The organism is Pseudoalteromonas marina (assembly GCF_000238335.3).
GTDB classification, from domain to species: domain Bacteria; phylum Pseudomonadota; class Gammaproteobacteria; order Enterobacterales; family Alteromonadaceae; genus Pseudoalteromonas; species Pseudoalteromonas marina.
In genome coordinates this window covers 1-26498 of sequence record NZ_AHCB03000011.1, presented here as the reverse complement: position 1 = coordinate 26498, position 26498 = coordinate 1, and the positions used below count along the sequence as shown (strand labels likewise).

Annotated in this window: 21 protein-coding genes and 1 rRNA gene; 9 read left to right on the top strand and 13 right to left on the bottom strand. The window is 42.4% G+C overall.

Features of this window, described 5'->3' with window-relative positions:
- Window positions 1–194: 194 nt before the first annotated feature.
- The 7 genes from PMAN_RS15505 to PMAN_RS15475 all read right to left on the bottom strand — a co-directional run bounded on the left by PMAN_RS15505 (window position 195) and on the right by PMAN_RS15475 (window position 12047).
- On the bottom strand, window positions 195–923 hold the full coding sequence (locus PMAN_RS15505) for a hypothetical protein (RefSeq protein ID WP_010557884.1): 729 nt from the start codon (window positions 921–923) through the stop codon (window positions 195–197).
- A 112-nt stretch (window positions 924–1035) separates the two neighbouring features.
- Window positions 1036–2826, bottom strand: a complete 1791-nt coding sequence (locus PMAN_RS15500; protein ID WP_010557883.1) for an alkaline phosphatase — start codon at window positions 2824–2826, stop codon at window positions 1036–1038.
- 11 nt (window positions 2827–2837) lie between these two features.
- Window positions 2838–4421, bottom strand: coding sequence for an alkaline phosphatase (locus PMAN_RS15495; RefSeq protein ID WP_010557882.1), 1584 nt, complete (start codon window positions 4419–4421; stop codon window positions 2838–2840).
- A gap of 207 nt (window positions 4422–4628) precedes the next feature.
- The gene (locus tag PMAN_RS15490; protein ID WP_010557881.1) at window positions 4629–7070 is read right to left on the bottom strand and encodes a TonB-dependent receptor; all 2442 of its coding nucleotides are present in this window, start codon (window positions 7068–7070) and stop codon (window positions 4629–4631) included.
- Between the two features lie 213 nt (window positions 7071–7283).
- The gene (locus PMAN_RS15485; protein ID WP_010557880.1) at window positions 7284–9023 is read right to left on the bottom strand and encodes a solute:sodium symporter family transporter; all 1740 of its coding nucleotides are present in this window, start codon (window positions 9021–9023) and stop codon (window positions 7284–7286) included.
- Window positions 9024–9112: 89 nt separating this feature from the next.
- On the bottom strand, window positions 9113–11173 hold the full coding sequence (locus PMAN_RS15480) for a glycoside hydrolase family 31 protein (protein ID WP_010557879.1): 2061 nt from the start codon (window positions 11171–11173) through the stop codon (window positions 9113–9115).
- 106 nt (window positions 11174–11279) lie between these two features.
- On the bottom strand, window positions 11280–12047 hold the full coding sequence (locus tag PMAN_RS15475; RefSeq protein WP_010557878.1) for a sulfite exporter TauE/SafE family protein: 768 nt from the start codon (window positions 12045–12047) through the stop codon (window positions 11280–11282).
- A gap of 170 nt (window positions 12048–12217) precedes the next feature.
- Between PMAN_RS15475 and PMAN_RS15470 the strand changes: the two genes are divergently transcribed.
- The 8 genes from PMAN_RS15470 (at window position 12218) to PMAN_RS15435 (ending at window position 18504) form a co-directional block, all read left to right on the top strand.
- On the top strand, window positions 12218–12967 hold the full coding sequence (locus tag PMAN_RS15470) for a GntR family transcriptional regulator (protein ID WP_010557877.1): 750 nt from the start codon (window positions 12218–12220) through the stop codon (window positions 12965–12967).
- Window positions 12968–13157: 190 nt separating this feature from the next.
- Window positions 13158–14120 carry an aldo/keto reductase gene (locus PMAN_RS15465; RefSeq protein WP_010557876.1) on the top strand — a complete coding sequence of 321 codons (963 nt, stop codon included), beginning with the start codon at window positions 13158–13160 and terminating at the stop codon, window positions 14118–14120.
- A gap of 9 nt (window positions 14121–14129) precedes the next feature.
- Window positions 14130–15125 (top strand): TauD/TfdA family dioxygenase, encoded by a 996-nt coding sequence (locus PMAN_RS15460; protein WP_010557875.1) that lies wholly within the window; start codon window positions 14130–14132, stop codon window positions 15123–15125.
- The gene (locus PMAN_RS15455) at window positions 15125–16129 is read left to right on the top strand and encodes a YeiH family protein (RefSeq protein WP_010557874.1); all 1005 of its coding nucleotides are present in this window, start codon (window positions 15125–15127) and stop codon (window positions 16127–16129) included. Before PMAN_RS15460 ends, PMAN_RS15455 begins: the two co-directional genes overlap by 1 nt.
- A 292-nt stretch (window positions 16130–16421) precedes the next feature.
- Entirely contained in the window at window positions 16422–16631 is a 210-nt protein-coding gene (locus tag PMAN_RS15450; RefSeq protein WP_006792548.1) for a cold-shock protein, read from the top strand.
- 187 nt (window positions 16632–16818) lie between these two features.
- Window positions 16819–17028: a cold-shock protein gene (locus PMAN_RS15445; protein WP_006792549.1), complete on the top strand. Its 210-nt coding sequence runs from the start codon at window positions 16819–16821 to the stop codon at window positions 17026–17028.
- 161 nt (window positions 17029–17189) lie between these two features.
- Window positions 17190–17435 carry a DUF3297 family protein gene (locus PMAN_RS15440; protein ID WP_006792550.1) on the top strand — a complete coding sequence of 82 codons (246 nt, stop codon included), beginning with the start codon at window positions 17190–17192 and terminating at the stop codon, window positions 17433–17435.
- Between the two features lie 166 nt (window positions 17436–17601).
- Window positions 17602–18504 (top strand): homocysteine S-methyltransferase family protein, encoded by a 903-nt coding sequence (locus PMAN_RS15435; RefSeq protein ID WP_010557872.1) that lies wholly within the window; start codon window positions 17602–17604, stop codon window positions 18502–18504.
- A 168-nt stretch (window positions 18505–18672) separates the two neighbouring features.
- Here PMAN_RS15435 and PMAN_RS15430 read toward each other — a convergent pair whose 3' ends face one another.
- From PMAN_RS15430 to PMAN_RS15410, 5 genes are all read right to left on the bottom strand, one after another.
- Complete coding sequence (locus tag PMAN_RS15430) at window positions 18673–19524, bottom strand: alpha/beta hydrolase (RefSeq protein WP_010557871.1); 852 nt, start codon at window positions 19522–19524, stop codon at window positions 18673–18675.
- Between the two features lie 104 nt (window positions 19525–19628).
- Entirely contained in the window at window positions 19629–20936 is a 1308-nt protein-coding gene (locus PMAN_RS15425; protein ID WP_010557870.1) for a DEAD/DEAH box helicase, read from the bottom strand.
- Window positions 20937–21095: 159 nt separating this feature from the next.
- Entirely contained in the window at window positions 21096–22286 is a 1191-nt protein-coding gene (locus PMAN_RS15420) for an alpha/beta hydrolase-fold protein (RefSeq protein ID WP_010557869.1), read from the bottom strand.
- A gap of 110 nt (window positions 22287–22396) precedes the next feature.
- Window positions 22397–24217: a glutamine--fructose-6-phosphate transaminase (isomerizing) gene (glmS, locus tag PMAN_RS15415; protein ID WP_010557868.1), complete on the bottom strand. Its 1821-nt coding sequence runs from the start codon at window positions 24215–24217 to the stop codon at window positions 22397–22399.
- A 46-nt stretch (window positions 24218–24263) separates the two neighbouring features.
- Window positions 24264–25028, bottom strand: a complete 765-nt coding sequence (locus PMAN_RS15410) for a DeoR/GlpR family DNA-binding transcription regulator (protein ID WP_006792562.1) — start codon at window positions 25026–25028, stop codon at window positions 24264–24266.
- Between the two features lie 154 nt (window positions 25029–25182).
- On the opposite strand from PMAN_RS15410, the gene PMAN_RS15405 reads away from it, so the two are divergent.
- Window positions 25183–25710, top strand: a complete 528-nt coding sequence (locus tag PMAN_RS15405; RefSeq protein WP_010557867.1) for a sugar O-acetyltransferase — start codon at window positions 25183–25185, stop codon at window positions 25708–25710.
- Between the two features lie 494 nt (window positions 25711–26204).
- Here PMAN_RS15405 and rrf read toward each other — a convergent pair.
- Window positions 26205–26319 (bottom strand): 5S ribosomal RNA (rrf, locus tag PMAN_RS15400).
- Between the last annotated feature and the right edge of the window lie 179 nt (window positions 26320–26498).

Here is a 26498-nt window from a genome sequence, read left to right as displayed (position 1 = left end):
AAAATATTTTGCTGTAGGTGGCTGCTTATTTATAAGAAGAGCCGATTATTCGAGGCCTTATTTGGGCTGGAGTATTTTAAATGCACTTTATTTTACAGGGTGATTGGTAGCTCACCACAGCTTGCTGATTGAAGTATAAATTTATCCCCAACACAGCAAGCTCGTTTTACACCATATTAAAACTCATCTAAACCCTAGTGGTGGTGCCCACCTTGAATCGCTTCACCTTGCTGGTTGTAAAACCCTGTTGCACCGTGCTCTATAAAACCTAGGTTTATCATTTTTGCTAAAAACGGGTCGTTTTCGTTATCGCCAATGTCGGCGTAATCTGTCGTTTGAAAGCGGTCCCACTGTGCAAATTGCGAAGTAACTTGCTGCTTGTTGTAGCTTACGTTATTTAAGCTTAGTAACGTGATTGTTTGGTTTTTTGTGTTGTTTACACTAAAAGATTTAACAAGCTGGGTTTGGCTATAAAAAGCAAGTGTGTAGGTATTTTCTCCCTCTTGGTAGGTGTAGTTTTTTACCTCATCACAGCCTGTGCCTTGCGTTTTTGTAAGGGTCATTTTTTTAATTAAGAGATTATCCACCAGCTGATTTTTAGCACTCCAATTTTGTACGCCGCGCACTTCCGATGGCTGATACTCAATACCGCGTTGTTGGGCATTAAAATAACGTATTGGACGAATTTGTTTATTAGCTAAATGTTGCCACAGCTCAGTAGTAACATCGCTTTGATGTGCGACTTGCTGGTTATTACGCCAAAGTGTAAGTACCTGACTACTTTGCTTATTTTTGTGGGTGTTGGTAATTGTGTAGTCGGCTTTTAAATACTGGCTATTTAGGTTGCACTGAGTGGCAACTGCGCTGGCGCTTGTTAGTGTGGCAACCAACATGGTTGCGAGTAATGATAATGCTGTTTTCATGGTGCTCTCTATATTTAACGTCACTGTTATTGCCATAACATAACCACTAACAATGGCATTTTTATGACATAAAAAAGCCCGCAAAATAATGCGGGCTTTTAATAGGCTCTATTTACTGAGCCACTGTTTCATCGGCTGTTTTAACTAGGTCTGCGGCAAAGTCCATTACATGGAATAAAAAGCTTTGCTCGTTTGTGCCTGTTACTAAATGTGCACCTGGGCCCATTGCGTAAACACCTACATCTTCACCCGCGTGGGTTTCTGAACTAAGTGGTACTAACGACTCTTGGTGAAAGCCCGGTGTGGTTGTATCAACATTTGTTAAATCAACACGCCCTGTAACCGGTGCAGCTAAGTAAGAAGCGTCGGCATTGGTTTCATCGCCTAAGTCTCTGTAGCCTAACCCATTGGTGTAACCTACTGTAGTATATGGCATGTCGTCGGCTGCAAGGCTTGGCTCGGTTTGGCCAACTGCAACCACTTTACCTAATATTGGGTTACCACGTTTTGGGTAGCCTGCAATAGTAAATACATGGCTGTGATCGGCAGTCACCACAATCAGCGTTTCTTCTGGGTTAGTGCTGTCCATAGCGGCTTTAACGGCTTTAGCAAATTCAATGGTGTCGTTAAGCGCGTTGTATGCATTGCCTGCGTGGTGTGCGTGATCTATTCGCCCGGCCTCTACCGATAAGAAAAAGCCGTTTTCGTTATTGTTAAGCACGTTGATTGCTTTTTCAGTCATTTGTGAAAGCGAAGGCTCGCCCGCTACATCGTTTGCACGGTCAGCTTCGTATTGCATGTGAGATTCGTTAAATAAACCAAACACCTTTGTAGCATCGTCGCTAATTGCATCAAACCCTGTTTGGTCCATTACGTAGTTGCCATTAGGGTAAGTAGCTTGCCACTCGGTTACTAAGTTACGGCCATCGGTACGATCCCCTTCAACTGCGCTGATTGCATCGCTTGAATTAGCTGCGGCATCTTTTGGTAAAAAGTGACGACGACCGCCACCCATTACTACGTCAATACCATCTACATCAATGCCTGCAAAGCGTGCTTCTAGGTTAGCTTCAAAGTTAACAAGTTGCGATGCAATGTCTTCACATGCGTCTGAACCTGCTGGCATATCAGAGTTATCTTCCCAGTTACGATCAGCCGACTTCGCATACGTTGCCGCGGGTGTTGCGTGAGTAATACGTGCCGTTGAAATAAGGCCTGTTGCTTTACCTGCTATTTCAGCAAGCTCAAGCGAGGTGACCAGCTCATTACCTGCAACAGTTGAACAAACACCGCGCTCAATGTCTTCATCTACACCGATTACGCCAACATCAGTTTTAACACCTGACACCATCGCCGTCATTGTGCCTGCTGAATCAGGTGTTTGTGCATCTACGTTGTACGTTTTAACAAAGCCTGAGTAAGGCATGGTTTCAAAACTAAGTTGGTAGTCTTCACCCATGCCGCCTTCAAGCTGGCCCGCTAAAATACGTGCAGCCGTAACGGTAGAAATACCCATACCGTCGCCTACAAATAAAATAACATTTTTCGCCTTGCCCGACTCTGTAACCGCTTCGGTATTAGCTTGCTGCGTTGCTGATAACTTTGTTTGCGCGTCGCTATACCAAGCATTACCTGTAAGGTTAGCTAATTGCTCTGTAGTTAGCGACGTTGCCGGCGCATTACACACTAGGTTAGCTGAGTTAACTTCGTCGCTATCGAGTTCGCCATTTTCGTTTGTATCTACGCCCACTTGGGTTTCTACACCGCCATTAATACATTGCGCTGAGCCCACGGCTATGGCCTTGTCTACTGCGATAATGTTGTTATCACTTTTATCGTCATCACTTGAACAACCCGCTAGCGCGACCATTACTGCTAAAGAAAGTACTGTTAATTTTTTCATGTTCGCCGCCATTATTGCTGAGTTAATTCAAGAGCTTGGTTAATTAGATGAAATACAACGTTTTGCTCAATAACGCCTTGAGCAAGTTGTGCACCTGGGCCTTTAGCATGCAGTGAAATATCTTCACCGGCATGTGTTTCAGAACCGAGTGGCACGGTTGTTTCTTGGTGAAAACCTGGGGTTGTTGTATCAACACCATTTAACTCAACGCGCCCAGCTACTGGGCCGCTTAAGTAGGTTGCATCAGCGTTTGTTTCATCACCTAGGTCTCTAAAACCTAAACCATTTGCATAACCTACCGTAGTGTATGGCATGTCATCGGCAGCAAGGCTTGGCGCTGTTTGGCCTACAGCCACTACTTGGCCTAAAATTGGGTTACCGCGCTTAGGGTAACCAGCAATAGTAAATACGTGGCTGTGATCGGCAGTCACTAAAATAAGGGTTTCTTCTGGGTTGGTATTATCGATTGCGGCTTGAACTGCATTGGCAAATTCAATGGTATCGTTAAGTGCGTTGTAAGCATTGCCTGCGTGGTGCGCATGGTCAATACGGCCCGACTCAACCGTTAAGAAAAAGCCATTGTCGTTTTTACCCAGCACGTCGATTGCTTTTGTGGTCATTTCGGTCAGTGATGGCTCGCCTGCTACGTCGTTTACTCGGTCAGCTTCGTATTGCATGTGCGATTCGTTAAATAAGCCAAATACTTTCGTAGCGTCATCGGCAATAGCATCAAACCCTGCTTGGTCCATGACGTACGTTGCATTTGGATATTGTGTTTGCCACTCAGTGACAAGGTTACGCTCATCGGTACGATCGCCTTCAACGGCGCTTGTCGCATCGCTTGAATTAGCCGCAGCATCTTTTGGTAAAAAGTGACGACGACCGCCGCCCATTACAAAATCAAGGCCGTCTACGTCGGTACCTAAAAAGCGCGCTTCTAGGTTTTTTTCAAAGTTAACCAGTTGAGATGCAATATCTTCACAGGCTTCTGACCCTTCTGGCATATCTGAAATATCTTCCCAGTTACGGTCTGCCGATTTAGCATACGTGGCCGCTGGCGTTGCATGTGTAATACGCGCTGTAGAAATAACCCCTGTTGCAAGGCCTTTAATTTCAGCTAGTTCTGTTGCAGTTAAAAGCTCGTTACCCGATACAGTTGAACATACACCGCGCTCAATGTCTTCGTCTACACCAATTACGCCTACATCAGTTTTAACACCTGAGATCATTGCGGTCATTGTGCCTGCAGAATCCGGCGTTTGCGCATCTACGTTATACGTTTTAACTTGCGCAGAATACGGGAACTCTTCAAAGCTCAAATAGCCTTCTTCACCTGGGTTGCCTGCTCGTTGGCCTTTTAAAATACGTGCTGCCGTTAGGGTAGAAATACCCATGCCATCACCCACAAATAAAATTACGTTTTTTGCTTTTGTAACTTGCGCACTTTGTGCCTGAGTATTTTTAGTAGCTAACGTAGTTTGTGCGTTTGTATACCAGTTATTGTCTGTTTGGCTTTGTGGTAATACATTGGCATGACTTGCAGCGCTTAACATAAATGTTAGCCCAACCGCCGCAGCGACTTTTTTAATTTTCATCCTTTATTATTCCCATTATGTAGTGGTTATTTTTGCTTGAAGCTAAAACCTCAAATAAGTAACCGCTGCACTATAGAAAATACATATGACTAATAAAGGACGTTTTAATGAAGAAAAAGTGACCAAAGATTGACAAAAATAAGACACAAAAAAGCGCAGCGGTTTAACGCTACGCTTGTTGTTATACAAGGGAAAATTTTTTAACTATTAAAAGCGCGCCTTAAACGACACACCAAAGTAGCGCTCTGCATCACGCGGTATTTGGTAACGGAAATTATCGCCACTGTAGGTTGTTGCATAGCTTTCGTCTGTTAGGTTTTTAGCAATAAGCGATACTCTAAAGGCATCGTCTTTAAACGATAAACCTACGCTTGCATTTAAAATACCGTAATCTGGTAATAAGGCTGCTGGGTTAAACTCGCCTACATTATTAGGTAGGTCAGAGTATTGCTCGTCAGTGTATATGTACGAGCCATTTACGTGCACATTAAAGCCGTGTTCGGTTTCAATAAAGTAGTCAGCACTTAATGAGTACTTTAAGTCTGGCGAAAATGGAACATCTAGCCCTGAGCGGTCAGTACACGAGCCTGCGGCCACTTCTGGCGGACAATTAAATTCATCAATTTCGGCTTTAATATAAGCAATACCACCGGTTAGCGTAAGTGCATCGGTTGCGGCCCACATAAAGTCAACTTCTGCACCTTGTGTACTTACGTCGCCTGCGTTTGTTAAGCGAGTAATACAGGTGCCGTCTGAACAATCAAAGTTGTTTGCTTGGAAGCCTTCAATTTCGGTTTTAAATACTGCAAAGTTAAACACAAAGTCGCTGCTTGCATACTTATAGCCAAGTTCAAACGCGTCAGACTCTTCCGGCGCTATTTCACGGCCGTCGTTGTCAGGGTTAAAGTTGTAGTAAATATTAAAGCCAGGCCCTTTGTAACCTTGCGAGTAAGTACCGTATACCATTTGGCCATCGCCTAAATCGTATTGCATACCTAAACGGCCCGATACGTTAGTTTCTTCAGCTTTACCCTGTTCGTCAGTATTTAATGTTGCAGGGCGTACACCCACACCACGACGGCCATATACATCGTTGCTGACACGGCGGTGCGTGTACGATACTTCGTCATCGGTATAACGCAGGCCAAATAGCATGGTTAAATCGTCAGATAACTCATAAGTACCGTCTGCAAAAGCTGCCCAGTTATTAAACTCTGTACTCATGTATGCAGTAGCCGACACAATGTCGTTCGCATTACAGCTAACGCCTAAGCCCTGTGCGTAGCCATCTAAGTCGGCAAGCGCTGCGTCTAGCTCTGCACCCGACAAGTTATTTTGCGCGTAAAACGCCATGGCGCTATCTAACTGGCCTGCGTTATTTTGGCAACTGGCATCGCGAGTAAAGTTACGTTGTGAGTCCATGTTCCAGTAAAATAAACCAGCCACGTAGTTAAATGGCCCACTTAGGTTAGACGTTACACGAAACTCTTGTGAAAACTGATCCCATTGTTGCTCACCAATATCATGTAACTGAAATGGCACACCAAATACGGGTTGATTGCTGTCGCCGGCAATAGAGGTAAAATCACCTTCACGAAACTCGGTGTTATCCCACGAGCGCTGTGCAGTAATTGACGTATACGTGTGGTCGCCAATGGTTTTATCAACTTGTACTGAAAACGCGCTGTGTTTATCTATTGTGCGCGACTCATAGTCGTGGTCAACTTTACGTTGATCTAGGTCTATGTCAGCAACGCCATCAACAATACCGTTACTGTTTGGCGCCGCTTTTGAATCAGGATTACGGCCACTTGGTAGGGCTTCTAAATCGGCACAACAGTCGTCATCGGCGTTGTAGTATTCTGTAATAAATTTAACGTTTAGGTCGTCGGTTGGTTCGTATTTAAATACAGCACGCGCACCTTCACGGTCGTAGCCGTTTACTTTTTCGTTGTTATATACGTTATCTATGTAACCATCAAACTTACCTTTAAATACGGTTAAGCTTGCTGCTAAGTCGTCGCTTAGGCCGCCACTTACAACGCCTTTAAAGCGATATTCGTTGTCTTGATAAAACGAGGTTTCTATACTGCCGGTAGTGTCGTAAGACGGATCTTTTGTTGTGATATTTACCACACCAGCCGAGGCATTTTTACCAAATAGTGTGCCTTGTGGGCCGCGCAGTACTTCAATACGGTCTACATCATATAAATCAGCAAAAGCTTGACCAGAGCGACCAAGTACTACGCCATCAACAACCGTTGCCACACTTGGCTCGGCAGCAATACTAAATGAAATTGTACCAATACCACGCACGGTGAGCGCCGAGTTACGGGTTGTGGTGCCTTTTCTAAAGCTCACAGACGGCACAAGCGATTGTAAACCTTCCATATTATTAGCAAACGCTGAATTAATTTGATCGCTATTTAGCACCGATACGGCAACCGGCACTTCGTTTAAGCTTTGTGTACGCTTTTGCGATGTCACCACTATTTTTTCAAATGAATCGTTTTTATTATTTTGCTGTTCTTGTTCCGCTTGCGTTTGATTTACTTGTTCTTGCGCAGCATTAACTTGCGCGCTAACAGCTAAACCAGTTGTCATTGCTAACGAGACAGCCAAGCTTAAGATAGACTTTTTAGCTCTCATGTCATTCTCCATATTGTGCGTGTGTGCTGTGTGGTACCGCGCTAGCAATTGTGTGGTTTGCTAAATTACGGTGACAGTGTGTGTTAAGTATTTTCCTTACTAGCTCTTATATCTTATATAAGAGCTACAAATTTAAACAATCAAACTTCGTAATGCAAACATTATGTGAATAAAATGTGATTTAAAATCACGTATAGTGGTTATAACCTGTGTTTATGCGGCCTTTGTGACACCTATATGGGCAAGGCTGTTTTCGTATCGCACATGCCAACGACGCACACTCCACCAGCTAAACAATGCAGCTAATGTCCAAACAGTAATGAGGCTAGGCACAAAATAAACACTGGTACCGCCAACTAGGCCTAAAGGAGAAAACACAATATATAAGCTCACTATTAAGCTAACCAATACAATGGCGCACGGCAGTGCGTACTTCCAAGGGCTTAAGTTTACTTCGGCTTTGCGGGTAAATTGCCACGGTTTTGCAAGTGGCTTGTAGTAACCAATTCCTAGCATTATTGCCAATTCAATAAAGAATAAAATGGCGTAAATATGGATAAAGTTAATATCAACATCCCACACAAATTTAAGTAGCGTGTAGGCAATAACATGAAAAATAATCGCCACTTTAGCGCCCAATGCAGGCACTTTACGAGTAAATAAACCCACTAACACAATTGTGATGACCGGAATGTTATAAAAACCGGTAAATACACGAATAATGTGCCATAAGCCTTCGGGTGCAAACATGAGTAATGGCGCGGTTATAAACGACAAAACAGCAATAACAATACTGGTTATTTTGGCCACTTTAATGAGCTTTTCGTCGCTTACTTTGCCTTTTTTCATGGGTTTATAAACATCTAAACAAAACAGCGTTGCGGCGCTATTTAGTAGTGAATTAAACGAGCTAAATACCGCACCTAACAATACTGCTAAAAAGAACCCTGATAAGTACTGAGGAAGTACATCTTTCACTAAGTGTGGGTAGGCTAAATCAATAGTTTGTAGGCTTTCGTGCTTATAAAGATGGTACGCAATAACCCCAGGGATCATCATCATAAAGGGGACTAGTACTTTAAAGTACCCTGAAAACAACACCCCTTTTTGCCCTTCAACTAAGTTTTTAGCACCTAATGTGCGCTGGATCACGTACTGATTTGTACCCCAATAAAATAAATTAGCGAGGATCATACCGGTAAAAATAGTGCCAAATGGCACGGGATCATCCTCGCTACCAATAGCATTAAGCTTTTCGGTATCGGTATTTACTAAAGTACTTAAACCATCAGCAAAGCTGCCATCGCCAAGCGCAATAAGCCCAAGCGTTGGCACTAAAATACCAATAATAAGTAACCCAACACCGTTAATAGTATCGGATACAGCAACCGCCTTTAAACCACCAAATACCGCGTATATAGCGCCCACGGAGCCGACAATAATAATGGTAACAATAAGGCTTGCTTGATAACTCATGTCTAATAAGGCGGGTACATCAAATAGCCTAAGCACGGCGATTGATCCTGAGTACAAAACCGAAGGAATAGTAATAAAGCAGTATCCGACCATGAATAAGATCACGGTCATGCGGCGTACGGTATCGTCAAAACGATCTCGTAAAAACTCGGGTAAGGTAGAAAATGCCCCAGCTAAATAGCGCGGTAAAAAGATCAGCGCCATAATAATGGTAGAAATACCTGCGGTTACTTCCCATGCCATTGAACTAAGGTTGTAACCATACGCTGAGCCATTAAGGCCAATAAGTTGCTCGGCCGATAAATTAGTGAGGATCATCGACCCTGCTATAAATGTACCTGTTAAACCACGGCCCGCTAAAAAGTAACCGTCTTGGGTGTTAACTTCCCCTTTGGTTTTTTGGTACGAGATATATCCCACCAGCGCCATAAACGCCAAGCACGATAGCAGTGTCATGGTAATGTTCATACCTTCCATACTGTGTTCCTTTAAGCTTACTTAACTCGTTAAAAAGTAAGCTAATATCTTTATTATTATGTGTGTTGTGTGTGTTTTAAAACGAGTTTTTAATTTGGCCACGCAGTTAACTGGCTCATGTCTTGCTCTGTGTGTTGAACATCTGGGCCTAGCAATAGCGTATCGCCTTTACGAACGAACACGGCCATTTGTGTAAGCTCAAGTGTTTCTTCGTAATACTTGCCGCCTTGGTATGCCTGCCTATCAGGAAAGCTCAACCATTCCCCTTGCGGTAAGTAAAACTTCACTTTACCGTTTGGTACAACGCATGGCACAACAAGGAGTTTTTCGCCGCACATAAATTGCTGATCAAAACTATATGCTAATACATCATCAGGAAATGCCAGTGCCATAGCGCGCTGAATAGGCAACCCTGTTTGCTGCGCTTGCTCTGCACATGTTTGTAAATATGGAATTAACTGATAACGCAATTTAAGCGCTGCAAATACCGCGTCACTTGCTTGCTCGGTGTAAGACCACGGTTCGCGTGGGCCAATGCCATGTAAACGCATGTGCGCACTAAATACCGACGCTTGCGCCCAGCGTACATAAAGCTCGGCATCGCGCGTATCTTTATAAAAACCACCAATATCGGTTGCAAAAAATGGCCCGCCCGACATGCCCCACGCTAAGCTGCCGCGAATACTTGCTGCTAAACCTTGCCAATCGGCTTGTGGATCGCCGCCCCATTGTGCAGGGAATCGTTGGCTACCCGTCCACGCTGAGCGGCTAAACAAAAAGGGTCCTGTTTTACAGTACTTTTCGGCAGCTTCATAAACGCAGCGGTTGTACAGCATGCTATAAACATTATGCAGTCTAATGCCGCTGTCGCCACTGTGCGATACCATGTTTTCGTCTTCTAGCTGTTCGCCAAAGTCTGCTTTTATCATATCTACGCCAAGCTCAAATAATGGCTTGTGCGATTCGAGCCAGTATTCGTAAGCGTCGGGGTGAGTAAAATCTAAAATACCCGACTCTGGCAATGGCGTAAGCACTTCGCCAAAGGGGCTTAAATCCCACTCGTATTGATACGCTTTACCTGTGCGTTTGTCTTTTATTAACCAACCGTTTTCGGCCGCTTTAGAAAATAATGGGTTGTTTACCGAGATCATCGGGTATTCCCACACACAAATTTTAAAATCCATGGCTTTTAGTTCATCAAGCACAGGTTTTGGGTCGGCGTAACGTGTTGGGTCCCATTCAAAAGCAAAGCGGGTGTCGGTGTCTTGCCATGCTCGGCCATCAAGGGTAATTACATCACACGGCATATTTTTAGCACGTACTTCGCGGGCAACACTTAATAGCTCATCAGCATTTTTGTAGTACGCTTTTGATAAAATAACGCCAAAGCTCCACTGCGGTGGTACCGGTGCAAAACCAGTTAGCTCGCAGTAGCGATTAATACTTTGTGCAGGCGTTTGCTCTTGGTATAAAAATACATCAAGTGCGTCATCTTCAACTAAACACACATAAGCACGTTGCGACCAAAGTGCGTAACCTACGCCATGGGTAACAGGCGCTGGCGTGTGTACAAATAAGTTCCAGCCCTCAGGGCTCCAAGCGTATGGGGTGTTTTTATATGATTTTTCGGCATTTACGCCCAGTGCATCGTGATTGTATGAGCGAATAAGTTGGCCGCGTTTATCAAGCTTGCCCCATTTTTCACCAAGGCCATATACGGCTTCGTCGTAATTAAGCTCCAGACTTAAAATCCAGCCGTGATCAGTTTTAGCCAGTGGCGGTAAACGATGCTGGCGTACAAAGTGGCCATCGGTTGCTGATTGCTGTACTAATTTGTCGTTTTTATAAAGCTTAAAATGAAATGGGTCGCTGTAAAACTCTAAACGGTACTCACCGGCTGTTGCTTCAAAGCCTTGGCCTAATGTATTAAGTAATAGCGGTAAATTAGTAGGAGTGGCGCTGAGTATATTAAACGCGTGGTCTTGCGTTATGCCTGCATTTAAACGTAAACCAAACTCGCTTATGGTAACGCTGACCTCACCAAATTGAGTCGGTAAAACTAGCACATGGCCTTGCAATTTAGGCTCTGCAATTAAGCGCGCTGGTTCTATTGCGTTCCAGTCTGGCTCACGTAATTCAAATGCATTCATGGGAGTTCCTTACCAACTATAGTCTTGTATAAGACACAAGTTAAATAATTGTGATCCCTATGTCAATGTAAATAAACTTAACTTTAATTAATTAACACCACTCACTTTAAACTAGGGTAGGCGCCGAGGTAACCACCAGCGATACACCACTTACACCCAGTAGCGTGATGGCAATAATGCGTATCCATTTTGCATCTACGTATGGGGTTAAGCGTCTTGAAAAATGAGTCACAAGTAATACTAAAGGAATTGCAGCCGCAATTAAAAACATAATATCGAGATCGGGCAAGGTACCAAATAAAGCAATACCCACCCGCACTATGCCACCAATGGTAAACACTGCAAGTAACGTACTACGAATTGCTTCAATAGACCAAGCTTGTTTATAGCACTGAAACACCAGCGGCGGTCCCGACGTTGAAAACAACCCGCCCAGTAAACCACTTACCCCGCCTGCAATTAAAAAGGAGCTAGGACGACTTTGCCTGTCGGTTCGCTTTCGTTTTACTAGCATTAAAGCGCAGCACAATAAAATGCTAATGCCCAATATAAAATTTAAAAACTGAGTTAAGTGCGCCGACATATATTCAAGTAAAACAAACCCTAGCAACATTAGCGGAATACCTGTATACAGCATGAGTTTTAGCTCGGGGATTTTTACTGCATTGCGGTTTTTAACCACCACAGTGGTTGAGTTAACAAGCCCTAACAAACTTACTAAAAACGTGGTTGCCGTTAATGGCAATACATCTAATAGCGTAAAACTGGCTACCACTAAAAGCCCAAAACCAAACCCACTGAGTGTTTGCAATAGTGTGGCTGCACTTAAGCAAAGCGCCATAACTAATATAAGTTCGAATGAAATACTGAACACTTTAAATTTCCTTGGGGTGCGCTATTGTAGTGTAACGATTTGTTTTTAGGCATAATGTAAAAACAAGCTGTAATACAATAGCTCACAATTAACTGATAGCACGCAAAGATGCGCAAAAAGTACCACCTATGTTATAACTACAGGTGGATTGAATTTAACGGTAAATAACAATGAGTAACTCTATGTTTGATCACAAATTAAGTGGCCCAAGCTTGGCTTTTCAACCACTTTACTTACAAGTGGCTGATTATATTAAACAGCTCATTGTTGAAAGACGCTGGGTACCTGGCGAAGCATTACCTAGCGAGTTTCGCCTTGCTGAAGAATTTAATGTAAGCCAAGGCACTGTTCGTAAAGCCCTTAACTTACTAACCGACGATAAAATAGTCACTCGCCGACAAGGTGTAGGTACGTTTGTATCTGAGCATACCGCGCAAGACGCACTGTTTAGATTTTTCCCGCTTCAGGCCGATGGTAAAGGTGCAGACTTACCCAAGGCAGAGCTGTTGTCGGTTGAGCTATGCCCCGCACCACACGATGTTATCGATGCCTTACAACTTAATAAAAAAGATAAAGTAACTAAGCTTGTGCGTAGGCGTATTCTTGATAACGAATTTTGTATGAGTGAAACTATATACCTTCCACAAAGCTACTTTCCTGATATACATCAAAGTAGTGATATTCCGCATACATTGTACCACTACTACCAAACCAAATTTAATCAAACCGTGCACAAAACCCAAGACAGCATAAAAGCGGTATTAGCCGACGAAACTGATGCAAAAATGCTCGCAATTAAAACTGGCGATCCACTGTTATTAGTGTCACGCATTACCGAATCAATTGAAGGTAAACGTATTGAATACCGCCAAAGCAAGTGCCGAAGCGATCATTACCATTACCAAATTGAGCTTGATTAACAGATGTAAAACAACTCACAAATAAAAATTTTTTAAAGGCAGCAATCGCTGCTTTTTGCTATCTGCAGCTTTTTTAATTCGCTGTTTTAACACCTAGCGGTGCGCACAGTGTTGACACTGTTAGATTCGTATAATAACTTATGTCTTATACAAGACCAAAGTCATTATGCAATTTTAACAGGAATTCCCAATGAGTTCATTAAATAACATCCCGCCAGTCGGGTTCGGTTTATGGAAAGTAGCACAAGAAGATTGCGCGCAAACGGTGTATCAAGCCATTAAAGCGGGTTACCGCCATCTTGATTGTGCCGCAGACTACGGTAATGAAGAACAGGTTGGCGATGGCATAGCCCAAGCAATTAATGACGGCCTGTGCACCCGAGAAGAGCTATGGATAACGTCAAAACTTTGGAATACCTTTCATGCGCCCGAGCATGTAGAGCTTGCGATTGATAAAACACTCAGCGATTTAAAGCTCGACTACCTCGACCTATACTTAATTCACTTTCCGATTGCGCAAACCTTTGTACCAATCGAAACACGCTATCCGCCAGAGTGGTTTGTAGACCCAAATGCCCAAAACCCACACATGGAGTTGGCAAAAGTACCACTACATTTAACGTGGCAAGCAATGGAAGAGCAAGTACATAACAACAAAGCAAAACGCATTGGTGTGTGTAATTACTCAAGCGCATTACTCCACGATTTAATGACCTACGCCACCGTTAAACCCGCTATGCTGCAAATTGAATCGCACCCTTATTTAACGCAAGAGCGCCTTATAAGGTTGGCAAAACAATACGACATTCCGGTTACTGCATTTTCTCCACTGGGCGCGCTTTCGTACCTAGAGCTTGAAATGGCCGATCAAACAGAGTCTGTGCTTGAGCAAAGCGTAGTGAAAGCTGCGGCGCAAAACCATGGTAAAACACCAGCACAAGTTGTGCTGCGCTGGGGCGTGCAACGCGGAACAGCCATCATCCCTAAAACATCAAAACTTGAACGCATGACAGAAAATCTATCGCTGTTTGATTTTGAACTCAATGAGCAAGAAATGGCCGATATTTCTGCTCTTAATATTAACCGCCGCTTTAACGACCCTGGTCACTTTTGTGAAGCAGCGTTTAACCGTTTTCACCCTATTTACGATTAGGAAAATACAATGTCAGCTACCGAACTTAACTACGCCGCAGTGCCTACTCAATTAACCTTCGATGACTCGGTTTTTCCGTGCATTGTGGTTAATAATAATAACGCCAGCACCGTTGAAGAGGCGGTGGCTTTCATTCGAGCAAATAAACCCGAACTAGAAACCAAACTGCGCAGCGCTGGTGCTGTACTGTTTCGTGGTTTTCCGATTAATAGCGCTGAAACCTTTGATACGTTTTCAGCAGGGTTTGATTACGATAACTTTACTTACCAAGAGTCGCTATCTAACGCGGTACGTATTAACTTTACCGAGCGTGTATTTACCGCTAACGAAGCGCCAAAAGATGTAGAAATTTACTTACACCACGAAATGGCTCAAACGCCTATTTCGCCAAGTAAATTATTCTTTTTTTGTAAATCGGCAGCAGAGGAAGGCGGCGCAACACCGCTTTGCCGCTCAGATAAATTATTTAGCGCTTTAAAGCAATTTGATAGCCAATTAGCCGATGACTTTGAACAAAAAGGCTTAAAGTACACCACTTACATGCCTGCAGCCGACGATGCAACATCGGGCCAAGGCCGCAGTTGGAAAAGCACGCTCAGCGTACAAAATAAAGAAGAAGCGCACAGCAAACTTACCGAGCTAGGTTATGAGTGGGAGTGGCTAGACGATGGCTCTTTAAAAGCAATTACCCCGGTTTTGCCTGCGGTAGTTACCCTTGAAAACGGTGTACAAGTTTTTTACAACCAGCTTATTGCCGCTTACATGGGTTGGAAGGGCGTACGAGAAAACCCATCGGTTGCCATTACTTTTGGCGATGGCAGTGCTATTCCTAAAGCGGGACTTGATAAAATTGTTGAGCTTTCAAAAGAGTTTACCTTTGATTTAGCCTGGCAAGATGGCGATGTAGCACTGGTTGATAACGAAATGGCTATGCACGGCCGTCGTCCATTTACTGGTGAGCGAAAACGCCAAGTACTTGTTGCATTAACCGCAGCTAACGCCTAATGAGGCGAGTAAGTAATGCATTAAAAGCGTATGTATCGCCACTTTGGCAAGGTGCAAGTATTGCAGCAATGACTGGGCTTGCAGCCTTATTTTTAAGTGAACATTACGGCGCACCCGCTATGTTATTTGCTTTATTGCTCGGTATGGCGGTATCGTTTTTGTATCAAAGTGACAGCCCTTGCGCAAAAGGGATCGACTTTACCGGCTCCACTATTTTGCGAGTCGGCATTGTACTTTTGGGTACACGCATTGCTTTAGGCGACTTAATTACACTGGGCTGGCAAACTGCACTTATGCTTGCTGGTGCTATATTCACCACCATTATTTTAGGGGTAATACTTGCGCGCGTATTTGGCTTACAAAAGCGCTTTGGAGCTTTAACTGGCGGGTCTGTGGCTATTTGCGGTGCATCGGCAGCATTGGCTATTTCGTCGATTATGCCCAACAGCGAACACAAAGAGCGCGATACGTTACTTACTGTTATTGGCGTAACAGCTATGTCGACCATTGCAATGATTCTCTATCCAATCATTGTTAATTACCTAGAATTTGATGCCCATAACGCAGGGGTATTTTTAGGTGGTACCATACATGATGTAGCCCAAGTTGTGGGCGCGGGCTATTCTGTATCGCCAGAAACCGGCGACATTGCCACACTCACTAAACTTGTACGTGTAGCTATGTTACTGCCTGTTGTACTTATAATGATGGTTATAATTAATCGCTCCAATCAAAGCAATAAAAGCGACTTACCTAAGGTACCTAGCTTTTTAATTGGTTTTGTTATTTTAATGGTAATTAACAGCTGTTTTTCGCTGCCAAGCGTATTACTCGAAAGCGCTAATGAACTGTCAAAGTTCTTTTTAATTACAGCTATTGCCGCCATTGGCATGAAAACTAACTTGGGAAAGCTTACCGAAGTGGGCATAAAACCCATTATTTTAATTGTGGCTGAAACTGTGTGGATAGCGTTATTAATACTGGGCTTTATATTCTTTAACTAACTGAATAAAAAGGGTTTAAGCCGTGAATTTTAAGATCAATATACACCATGTTAAACACGGCTTTTTAATTTAATTCTTTCTAAGGCTAAAAAATAAAATGACAATAAAGCTTGGTGTATTATCAAACATGCTGTTATCCTGCTCGGCATCGGGTTGATGAAAACCCAGTTTATTTGTAAGTACCTCGTTGATATTAGTAATAATCCTTCGCGTTATCCTCAGTTAAATGCACGTTTTCTTCCTGTTAAATTGCCTATTTAGGGCACACTTTTATTTATTTTTAGGATCTATTATGTCTAATACAACAACTGGTACAGTTAAATTTTTTAATGAAGCAAAAGGTTTTGGTTTTATCGAGCAAGAGTCTGGCCCTGATGTGTTTGCACATTTCAGCGCAATCTCTGGCGACGGTTTTAAAACCCTTGCTGAAGGCCAACGTGTACAGTTTACTGTTACTCAAGGTCAAAAAGGCCCACAGGCTGAGAACATTGTTAGCATCTAATTGCTAAACAATTAAATGGGTTAGCAATAACCCATTTTGAATACTAGTTTGAAAGAAGTTTTGTTTTATTTGTTAGTACCCCGTTGTTTTAGTAATAATCCTGCGCGATATCCTCAAGTTAACTATTTTTTCCGGCTCAATCGCCTCTTTTCAGGCACACTTATATTAATTTTTTAGGATACATATTATGTCCACTACAACTACTGGTTCAGTAAAATGGTTTAACGAAGCAAAAGGTTTTGGTTTTATCGAGCAAGAGTCTGGCCCTGATGTGTTTGCACACTTCAGCGCAATCTCTGGCGACGGTTTTAAAACCCTTGCTGAAGGCCAACGTGTACAGTTTACTGTTACTCAAGGTCAAAAAGGCCCACAAGCTGAGAACATTGTTAGCATTTAACATGTTTTAAATAAATGCGTTTTTTAACGCATTTATTACCCCCTTAATTACCTCTTATAAGTATTAGTAAAACCCCTTCAAACATTTATTTCAGTCTTGCTTGAGCATAACTCCTGTATTGCCTACAATAGCGCACAATATACTCTATACAGATCCCTATTATGACTGATACAAACAAACCTGAATTACCAGATCAACTTTCTATTAATCCACGCAGCAAATTTTATGTAGAAGAAGTATTTGAACATGAAATTGGTATTACTCTAAATGGCAAAGAACGTTTTGACGTTGAAGAATACAGCATTAGCGAAGGTTGGATTAAAGTAGCAGCGCCTAAAGCGTTAGATCGCCGCGGTCAGCCATTGCTTATGAAAGTAAAAGGCAAGGTAGAAGCGTTTTACAAATAAGCTAATCCTTATTTAAAAGTAAGCGACGCCTTTAGGCAGTCGCTTTTTTTGTGTCTATTAAAAAGTATTGAGCTATTTTCATGTTAAACCTGATGAAGTTTCACTATATTTTTAAGCAAAACATGCTTGAATGACGTCATATTGTATAGAACAGTGGAAGCTTATTATGAAAAAAGTAATTATTTTAGATGGTGGTATGGGCCGCGAACTTAAACGCATTGGCGCTCCGTTTACGCAACCTCTTTGGAGTGCGCAGGCACTTATAGAAGCGCCACACTTTGTTACTCAAGCACACTCTGGGTTTATAGATGCTGGCGCTGAAGTAATTACTGTAAATAGTTACGCCTGTGTACCGTTTCATTTAGGCGAAGCGCTTTATGATGCACAGGGTGCCGAGCTTGCTAACCAAGCTGCAATCATTGCAAAAAAAGCGGCTCAAAGTGCAAATAAAAATATACTGGTAGCAGGTTCGCTTCCTCCGGTATTTGGCTCTTACCGCCCGGAGCTATTTGAACGTAAGCGTGGTTTTACTATTTTAAATACACTTTACGAAGCACAAAACGAGTATGTAGATTTATGGATTGGCGAAACTATTTCTAGCATTGAAGAAGCACAAGTAATGGCAAGCGTACTTAAAAATTCAAACAAACCGTGCTATTACGCATTTACCTTAAATGATGAAGTTAGCGAACTAGCAACCCTGCGCTCAGGCGAATTTGTAACTGACGCCGTAACCGAACTGCTTGATCACAATATTGCAGGTATTTTATTTAATTGCTCGATCCCTGAAGTAATAGAACAAGCCTTAATAGATACTAATAAGGTATTGTCGAAGCTTAATAAAACCGTGGCTTTGGGCGCCTTTGCAAACGGCTTTACGCCTATTGCCCATGACTATCAAGCTAATCAAGGCTCGCAAGCGTATCGTGATATTTCACCTTCAGAATACCTAGGCTTTGCAAAAAAGTGGCACGCTCTGGGTGCAACTGTTATTGGGGGTTGCTGTGGTATAGGCCCAGAGTTTATTGAAGTGCTGGTAAACTGGAAACAGGAACTTGAAAGCGCTTAAGCTTTTATTGCCCTTTAGGGCTTATTGGCTGCACCAATCGTGTTAAGTTATTAGGCATTTATAGCGACAGATAAATAGCGTGATAACAAGGCATAAATATCGACATGTAGTTGTTCTAAATGAGAAATTTATAACGCTGTTAGCAATCTATTTAGCACGCTAGAATGATTAAATATTTGAGTCGATTGGTGTTATTCCCAACACCCAATCAAGCCCTTGTATTGCAGTAGTAGGAAATGCGGTTGCATGGCTCGCCCCTTCAATAATCACGCTTTTTAATTGTATGTTGTTACTGCTAAGTGCATTAATTTTTTGTACCAATAGCTTGGTACCCTCAACCATATTTTGCCCTTCACCAAAAGCAGGGGTTTCCTTTGCTCCCACCGATATATAAACCTTTGTAGGCACTTTAGGTTTATTTGCTTGTAGCGATAAGATTGCGTTGCTATTAAACCAAACAGACGGGCTACCAATAATATAATGGCTAAATAAGTCGGGCATCGTAAATAAAACAGTGGCACCAAATAAGCCGCCTAGCGAGTTACCTATGTAGGTTTTTTGTGTGTGACTTGCTCGGTAGTTTTGCTCAATATAAGGGAACACGGTGTTTTTAATAAACTTAATGTGCCCTTGCGCATTACCTGTTTGTTTTTTCCAATCCTTTGCAAAGGTAGGTGTGTAGTCTCTAATTCGACTAGCTGATCCAATAGACTCTTTTTCATAACCAATGGCAACAATAATTGCTTGCTGCATTTTGCCGCTATTCATAGGAAACCGTGTAGCCCCTGCCACTATAGGAAAGGTATACGGCGCATCGGTTAAATAAATAACTGGATATGTTTTATCTGGCTTATTTTTATATGACTTAGGGAGTTGAATAAAAACAGGGTAAACACGCTTACTAGAAAGTTCTGTTAGCTGAATAACGCTACTTCTAGGAATTTCATATGGCGTATTTGCACTTAATTTAAAACAAGTTAATACACAAAGCAGCAATAGCCATTTGGTTGGTAAATTCACTTAATTTCCCTTTATAAACTACAGCTACACTTATATTTGCCCAAACAGTAAAGAAGGCAGCGCCTCATAAAGGTAACTGCCTAATATAAAGTGACTATAAAACCTTACTTAGAACGGTTTCGCCAACCACTCCATGCATCATCTTCTGGGTTAACTTTGTTTTTCTTCTTTTTCTTACCTGTGCCTGCAGGCTTTGCCATTGGCTTATCGTTTTTAAGTGCTTGTGCTGCATCAAGGTTTGCTTGGTTAACTGCAAAACCGGTTACTTCTTCACGCTCTAAGCGCAGTTTGTTTTTCTTTTCGATTATTTTAAAGTGATGAAAGTCTTCATAATCAATTAACGATAACGCTAAACCCACTTCACCGGCACGGCCGCTTCGGCCAATACGGTGCATGTAATCGGCGGGGCTACGCGGTAAGTTAAAGTTAATAACAACAGGCAGTTTGGCAATATCTAAACCACGGGCTGCTATATCAGTGGCTATAAGTACTTCTATTTCACCGGCTTTAAATTTTTCAATTACGCGAGTACGCTCACTTTGGCCTTTATCACCATGAAATACCTGTGCGTTAATACCACGCTTTTCAAGCTTACCCACTAAGTGCTCACAGTCTTTTTTAGCGTTTACAAAAATAAGCGCTTGGCGCCATTGATGCTCTTTAATTAAATGCGCTAAAACCGTAGTTTTTTCGCCTTTATTAACCGTAAATACGCGCTGTACTAAGGTGCTTTCGTCTTTGCTTTGAACTTGTATTTCAACAGGGTTAGTTAACAGCTCTTGCGTTAATAGAGTGACTTGCTCTGGGAAGGTTGCTGAAAACAACATTGTTTGTTTTTTAGCAGGCATTAACGCTAATAACTCAGCAAGTTCTTCGGTAAAGCCAAGGCTTAGCATGCGGTCGGCTTCATCAAGCACTAAGGTCGTTACTTTATCGAGCTTAATCGCATTGCTTGAGATTAAATCGAGTAAACGGCCAGGTGTTGCCACGATAATATCGGCGCCGCCACGTAGAGCCTGCATTTGTGTATTAACCGATACACCACCAAATACAGCCACCGTTTTAATGGCGCCATTAAAGTTAGCAGAATACGATTTAACGCTATCAGCCACCTGCGTTGCAAGCTCACGGGTAGGTACCAAAATAAGCCCAGTGACAAAGTTACCTTTGCTCGCTGTTTTTTTAGCGCCTTGCTCTAAAAATAACTTTTGCAACATAGGCAAAGCAAACGTTGCTGTTTTACCTGAGCCAGTATTTGCACCTGCAATTAAATCGCTACCAGCCAGTACACTTGGAATCGCCTTAGCTTGAATTGGCGTAGGTTGGCTATATTCCAAATCGGTTAAACGAGCTTGTAGCTCTGGAATAAGGCCAAGTTCGTTAAAAGTGCTAGGGCTTGTTGCTGAGGTCATGAATATTACGGGCTCATTGCTAAAAATGTAGCCTGTAATTTTAGCGTATTTAGCGCTTATTAAGTAGGGATTAGTGATTTAAATGTTCTCATAGGTAACAGCTACGTGTTGTAAGGGTAACTGTAAGCGCAGGCTCTCCCTGCGCTTTATCCTTTTACATTATTGCGTTTTACTTAGCTGCGTTTGTAATCTAGCTTTTGTTTCTTTTAAGTAATGTATATAAGGATATGAGTCGTCTACTATCGTTAAAGCAAATTCCATCTGTTCAAGCGCTTGGCGAGTATCGCCTTGCATTTCATAGCCATAAGATAAGGCTGAAAACGCATCGACTGATTTTGGGTGGTTTTTTATATTGTACTTAAACACTTCAATAGCACGGGTAAATTGCTTGCTGCCCGTTAAGTTATAACCGAGTGATCTAACAGCGCGATCCGATGGCGCAATCTGCTCGCCCCATTGTTGAGATAAGCTTTGATAATAAGTATCAATAGAGGTTACATCGTCAATTAAAGCACTTATGGGCATTTGTTTAGGCAAAAATAAGTTGTGATAGGCATTAAATGAACCAGCAACCGAAGTCAGGTTATGCGAGATACCATCAAACGCATCACTAAAGAAGCGTAAATTTGGCAAGCTATTAGATTGCAAAGCTTGCTGAAGTTCATTGTATCGCTCACGCATTATGCCTGCTTCTTCGCCTATATTAATGTAAACATAGTTATTTAGGTCTTTTGATGTATTAATAAACGCCTTAGTTGCTTTTACCGATGCACCATAGTTCCACCAAACCGCTGGGCTATAGGCAATATGCGCTTGGAAAAGATCTGGGTTAGCTTGCATTGTATAAAGTGCAAACACGCCTGCCGCAGAGGCCCCTGCAATCACATTATAATTGTGCGTACGATAACTTTTATTAATTAAGGGCATAAGTTCTTGCTCAATAAATGCTAAAAACTTTGCTGCACCACCGCCTTCATCTACCGGGCCTTGTGGCTCTTTATTAACTGTGGGGTATAAATCTCTTAAGCGATTGGTGTTTTCAATAGCGACAATAATAACCTCGGGCGCACGATTATCATTTTGCAAGCGCTCCATCACAGCACTTATAAGCGGTATGTTACCCGCGCCATCAAGACGATAAATAACCGGATAAACTTTGTTTGGCTCAGCTAGGTAGCTCTTTGGTAGCTGGACTACAACAGTACGCTCTTCGTTTAAAACAGCCGATTTAATAGAGTGCGTGAACTGAGAGTAATCAGTACTTTGCTGTTTAGTGCCAGATTGGGCAAAGACACTTTGTGAACTAAAAGCAAAAAAGCTAACAAAACAAATGACTGCAAATAAACGCATGACTAATCCCTTAGAGAATAATAAGTTACTTAAGCTAACAGACTTTTAGGTACAAAAAAAGCGCCTTAAGCGCTTTTTTAACATAAATAAAAACCTATAACCTTTTGATTTTACTCAACAGTAACCGATTTAGCTAAGTTACGTGGCTGGTCAACGTCAGTACCTTTAATTACCGCTACGTAGTACGACAGTAACTGTAATGGCAATGTGTAAACAATTGGCGCAATAATGTCGTCAGTGTGGTTTACGTTGATTACACGCATTGTGTCGTCTGATTCAAAGTGTGAATCTTTATCTGCGAATACGTAAATAATGCCGCCACGTGCACGTACTTCTTCTACGTTTGATTTAAGCTTTTCTAATAGCTCATTGTTTGGTGCTACAACAATAATTGGCATGTCGGCATCAATAAGTGCAAGTGGCCCATGTTTAAGCTCGCCCGCTGCGTAGGCTTCTGCGTGAATGTACGAAATTTCTTTAAGTTTAAGCGCACCTTCCATTGCAATTGGGTATTGCGAGCCACGACCTAAAAACAGTGAGTGATGCTTGTCGGCAAATTCTTCTGCAAGATCTGCAATGCCATCAGCAAGCAGTAATGTTTCTTCAAGCTTAGCAGGAAGTACTTTTATAGCATTTACAATGGCACTTTGATCAAGCTGTTTTTCTTGGGCTATAGACGCAGTAAGCATTAACAAACCAACTAATTGTGTTGTAAATGCTTTAGTAGAAGCTACACCAATTTCAGCGCCGGCTTTGGTCATAAAGGCAAGGTCAGATTCGCGTACAAGCGATGAACCCGGTACGTTACAAATGGTCATTGATGCCATGTAACCTTGCTCTTTAGCTAAGCGTAATGCCGCTAGCGTATCGGCTGTTTCACCCGATTGAGAAATAGTCACAAGCAGGCTGTTTTCGTGTACATACGATTGGCGGTAACGGAACTCAGAGGCAATCTCAACATTACAGCTAACGCCTGCAAATTGCTCAAGCCAGTAACGGGCAACCATACCTGAATGGTATGACGTACCACAGGCAATAATTTGTACGTGTTTTACATCTTTAAATATTTGCTGAGCGCTGTCGCCAAAGGCGTCAATTGCTACGCGGTCGTCGTTTAAACGCCCTTCAAGGGTATTGCGTACCGCAAGTGGTTGCTCGTAAATTTCTTTTAGCATGTAGTGGCGGTAGTCGCCCTTGCCTGAAGCGTCTTGCGTGATATTTGATTCAATAACTTCGCGCTCTACAGCGTCGCCATTTTCATCAAAAATTTCAACAGTGTCACGTGTAATGCGGGCTACGTCGCCTTCTTCTAAAAAGATGAAGCTACGTGTAACGGGTAATAGTGCTAACTGATCAGAGGCAATAAAGTTTTCGCCAAGGCCTAAACCTATTACAAGTGGGCTACCTGAGCGCGCTACGATGATTTCGTTGTCGTTTGCTTTATCAAATACAACGGTACCAAACGCACCTTCAAATTGCTTAACTGCGGCTTGAACAGATGCAAGTAACGTAGTGTGTTGCTTACGAAGCTTATGAATTAAGTGCACCATTACTTCGGTATCGGTTTCAGATAGGAACTCGTAGCCTTCTTCTTTAAGCGATGCGCGTAGGCTTGCGTGATTTTCAATAATACCATTATGCACGAGTGCTAGCTGGTTATTTGATACATGCGGGTGAGCGTTTTCTTCAGTAACGCTGCCGTGTGTTGCCCAGCGTGTGTGTGCAATACCTGTATGACCGCTAACGCCTGCTTTCTCAAGTGCAGCCTCTACGTTAACTACTTTACCGACTGCTTTTACAGTATTTAGTGTAGAGCCTTCTAAAAGTGCTACACCGGCAGAGTCGTAGCCACGGTATTCAAGACGTTTAAGGCCTTCAACTAAAATTTTATTTACTGGACGTTCTGCAACTGCCCCAACTATTCCACACATAGTGTCTCCATTAATTTTTTAATTCTAGTAACTCGCTTTGTAGTTACTAATCAATAATCTCTGCACAAATTAGTTTTACACCACACGCCTCTATCGCTTTGCGTTTATCATCTGCTAAGCCAGTATCGGTTATTAATGTGGTTACTATTTTCCACGGTAATTCTAAATTTGGTATTTTTCGGCCAATCTTATCTGATTCAACCATAACGATTACTTCGCGAGCTGCTTTTGCCATTACTTGGCTTAAGCCAACTAACTCATTAAAGGTAGTCGTGCCGCGCTTTACATCTATGCCATCTGCACCAATAAATAATTGATCGAAGTCATAAGAGCATAATACGTTTTCGGCAACTTGCCCCTGAAACGACTCAGAATGTGGATCCCATGTACCACCGGTCATTAAAAGTGTTGGCTCGTTTTCAAGTGATAGTAAACGGCTCGCCACTTTAATCGCGTTGGTCATTACAACTAACCCTCGCTTATTTGCAAGCTCTGGGATCATAGCGGCCGTAGTGCGCCCGCTATCAATAATAATGCGGTTATGATCTTTTATAAGTGCTGCTGCAGCCTTAGCTATTGCTACTTTGCGTTTAGAGTCTATTTCGTCGGTAACGATTTCTTTAGGCAGTGCAATAGCTCCACCATAACGGCGCAGTAACAAGCCGCTTTTTTCAAGCGCAGTTAAATCTTTACGAATGGTTACTTCAGATGTTTGAAACTGCTCAGCGAGCTTTTCAACAGCCACTTCACCTAGCTCATTTACCTGAGTAAGTATTAAATGACGGCGTTGCTGTGTGTTTCGTTTAGTCATAAAGCTCGTAAATTAAGTTTCGTTTCGAAATATATTTAATTCTAAACGAAACTAGTTAAATGGCAAGTGAACGAGCAAAAATAAAGCAGCTTTCAACAAGGAATAATAAAGGTAAAATAGCGCTAGGATCAGTTAATCAATCAAAGAAGCCTTAATGCAGTCATTTAACAGCTTAGATAAAACGCTATTAGCGCTACGTAAACAAACCGGCGAAATATGCCGACTCTTTAATAAAAGCCCAAGTAAAGGTAATTTAAAACGCATTAAAGAGCTGTTCGCCCAATGCGGTGAAGGGGTAATTATAGAATCGGGTTTTCATTGCGATTATGGTAATCAAATTACTATTGGTGATCGTAGCTTCATAAACATTAACTGTACGGTATTAGATGCTCCAATTAGTGAGGGGGCGATAACAATTGGTGATCACTGCTTAATAGGCCCCAATGTTCAATTACTAGCTGTATCCCATGCGGTTAACCCCACACAGCGACTGAATAAAGAAAACTTTGCAGCACCGATTATAATAGGCAACAACGTATGGATTGGTGCAGGTGCAATTATTTTAGCAGGCGTGTCTATTGGCGATAATAGTGTTATTGGTGCGGGATCGGTAGTAACTAAAAATGTAGAGGCGGATACTGTTGTTGCTGGTAACCCTGCTCGTGAAATAAGAACACTATAATTATAATCGATGTTTTTTAGCGTCGGGTGTCGCTTTGCTCGCCCGACCTGAATGTTGAAGGTTCGGTTTTTTAAACCCCAGACAGCAAAAAACCATCACATTGATTTAACGAGTTTTTCTTATTTGAAGTCGGTGTGCTACTAATAACCAAAACACTGTTCACAAAGAGGCGCTTCGCTTAGGAGACGCTACGCTTTAGAGAAGGGAATGCTGAAGATTACTTTTCTGCAGACGTAAAAAAGCCCGACTATTGCTAGTCGGGCTTTCTACAATTTGAAGCCTGTTAATGTCGTGGTGCCCACAGCGGTAGAGGGTCACATAGCAAATGGGACACTACGTTGTGCCGGTCTGCCTTGTGCGGCGCTCGCCTTCGCGCTGTCTTGTTTGATGTATAGGAATACAAATACTGAGCTCGGCATAGGGTCTTGGCTTTTACTAAACTCCAGAAAGCAAAAAACCCGTCACATTGCTGTAACGGGTTTCTCTTATTTGAAGCCTGGTAATGTCCTACTTTCACATAGCAAATGCTACACTATCATCGGCGCTGTTTCGTTTCACTACTGAGTTCGGCATGGAGTCAGGTGGGTCCAAAACGCTATTGTCACCAAGCAAATTTGGGCGTTAATCCGTATTTCTACGCACTAACTTAATTTGGAAAATATCTGATAATATTTTTTAAGTCTTTCTTTCAGTAATGTCTACTTTAGTCATTAACTTCTGTCGCTTAACTGTCACACAAAACGCGTTTGGCGTTGTATGGTTAAGCCTCACGGGTAATTAGTACAAGT

Coding starts and splice junctions, on each gene's coding strand:
- PMAN_RS15505 (WP_010557884.1), bottom strand. CDS start 923: ATGAAAACAGCATTATCATTACTCGCAACCATGTTGGTTGCCACACTA.
- PMAN_RS15500 (WP_010557883.1), bottom strand. CDS start 2,826: ATGAAAAAATTAACAGTACTTTCTTTAGCAGTAATGGTCGCGCTAGCG.
- PMAN_RS15495 (WP_010557882.1), bottom strand. CDS start 4,421: ATGAAAATTAAAAAAGTCGCTGCGGCGGTTGGGCTAACATTTATGTTA.
- PMAN_RS15490 (WP_010557881.1), bottom strand. CDS start 7,070: ATGAGAGCTAAAAAGTCTATCTTAAGCTTGGCTGTCTCGTTAGCAATG.
- PMAN_RS15485 (WP_010557880.1), bottom strand. CDS start 9,023: ATGGAAGGTATGAACATTACCATGACACTGCTATCGTGCTTGGCGTTT.
- PMAN_RS15480 (WP_010557879.1), bottom strand. CDS start 11,173: ATGAATGCATTTGAATTACGTGAGCCAGACTGGAACGCAATAGAACCA.
- PMAN_RS15470 (WP_010557877.1), top strand. CDS start 12,218: ATGAGTAACTCTATGTTTGATCACAAATTAAGTGGCCCAAGCTTGGCT.
- PMAN_RS15465 (WP_010557876.1), top strand. CDS start 13,158: ATGAGTTCATTAAATAACATCCCGCCAGTCGGGTTCGGTTTATGGAAA.
- PMAN_RS15460 (WP_010557875.1), top strand. CDS start 14,130: ATGTCAGCTACCGAACTTAACTACGCCGCAGTGCCTACTCAATTAACC.
- PMAN_RS15455 (WP_010557874.1), top strand. CDS start 15,125: ATGAGGCGAGTAAGTAATGCATTAAAAGCGTATGTATCGCCACTTTGG.
- PMAN_RS15450 (WP_006792548.1), top strand. CDS start 16,422: ATGTCTAATACAACAACTGGTACAGTTAAATTTTTTAATGAAGCAAAA.
- PMAN_RS15445 (WP_006792549.1), top strand. CDS start 16,819: ATGTCCACTACAACTACTGGTTCAGTAAAATGGTTTAACGAAGCAAAA.
- PMAN_RS15440 (WP_006792550.1), top strand. CDS start 17,190: ATGACTGATACAAACAAACCTGAATTACCAGATCAACTTTCTATTAAT.
- PMAN_RS15435 (WP_010557872.1), top strand. CDS start 17,602: ATGAAAAAAGTAATTATTTTAGATGGTGGTATGGGCCGCGAACTTAAA.
- PMAN_RS15425 (WP_010557870.1), bottom strand. CDS start 20,936: ATGACCTCAGCAACAAGCCCTAGCACTTTTAACGAACTTGGCCTTATT.
- PMAN_RS15420 (WP_010557869.1), bottom strand. CDS start 22,286: ATGCGTTTATTTGCAGTCATTTGTTTTGTTAGCTTTTTTGCTTTTAGT.
- glmS (WP_010557868.1), bottom strand. CDS start 24,217: ATGTGTGGAATAGTTGGGGCAGTTGCAGAACGTCCAGTAAATAAAATT.
- PMAN_RS15410 (WP_006792562.1), bottom strand. CDS start 25,028: ATGACTAAACGAAACACACAGCAACGCCGTCATTTAATACTTACTCAG.
- PMAN_RS15405 (WP_010557867.1), top strand. CDS start 25,183: ATGCAGTCATTTAACAGCTTAGATAAAACGCTATTAGCGCTACGTAAA.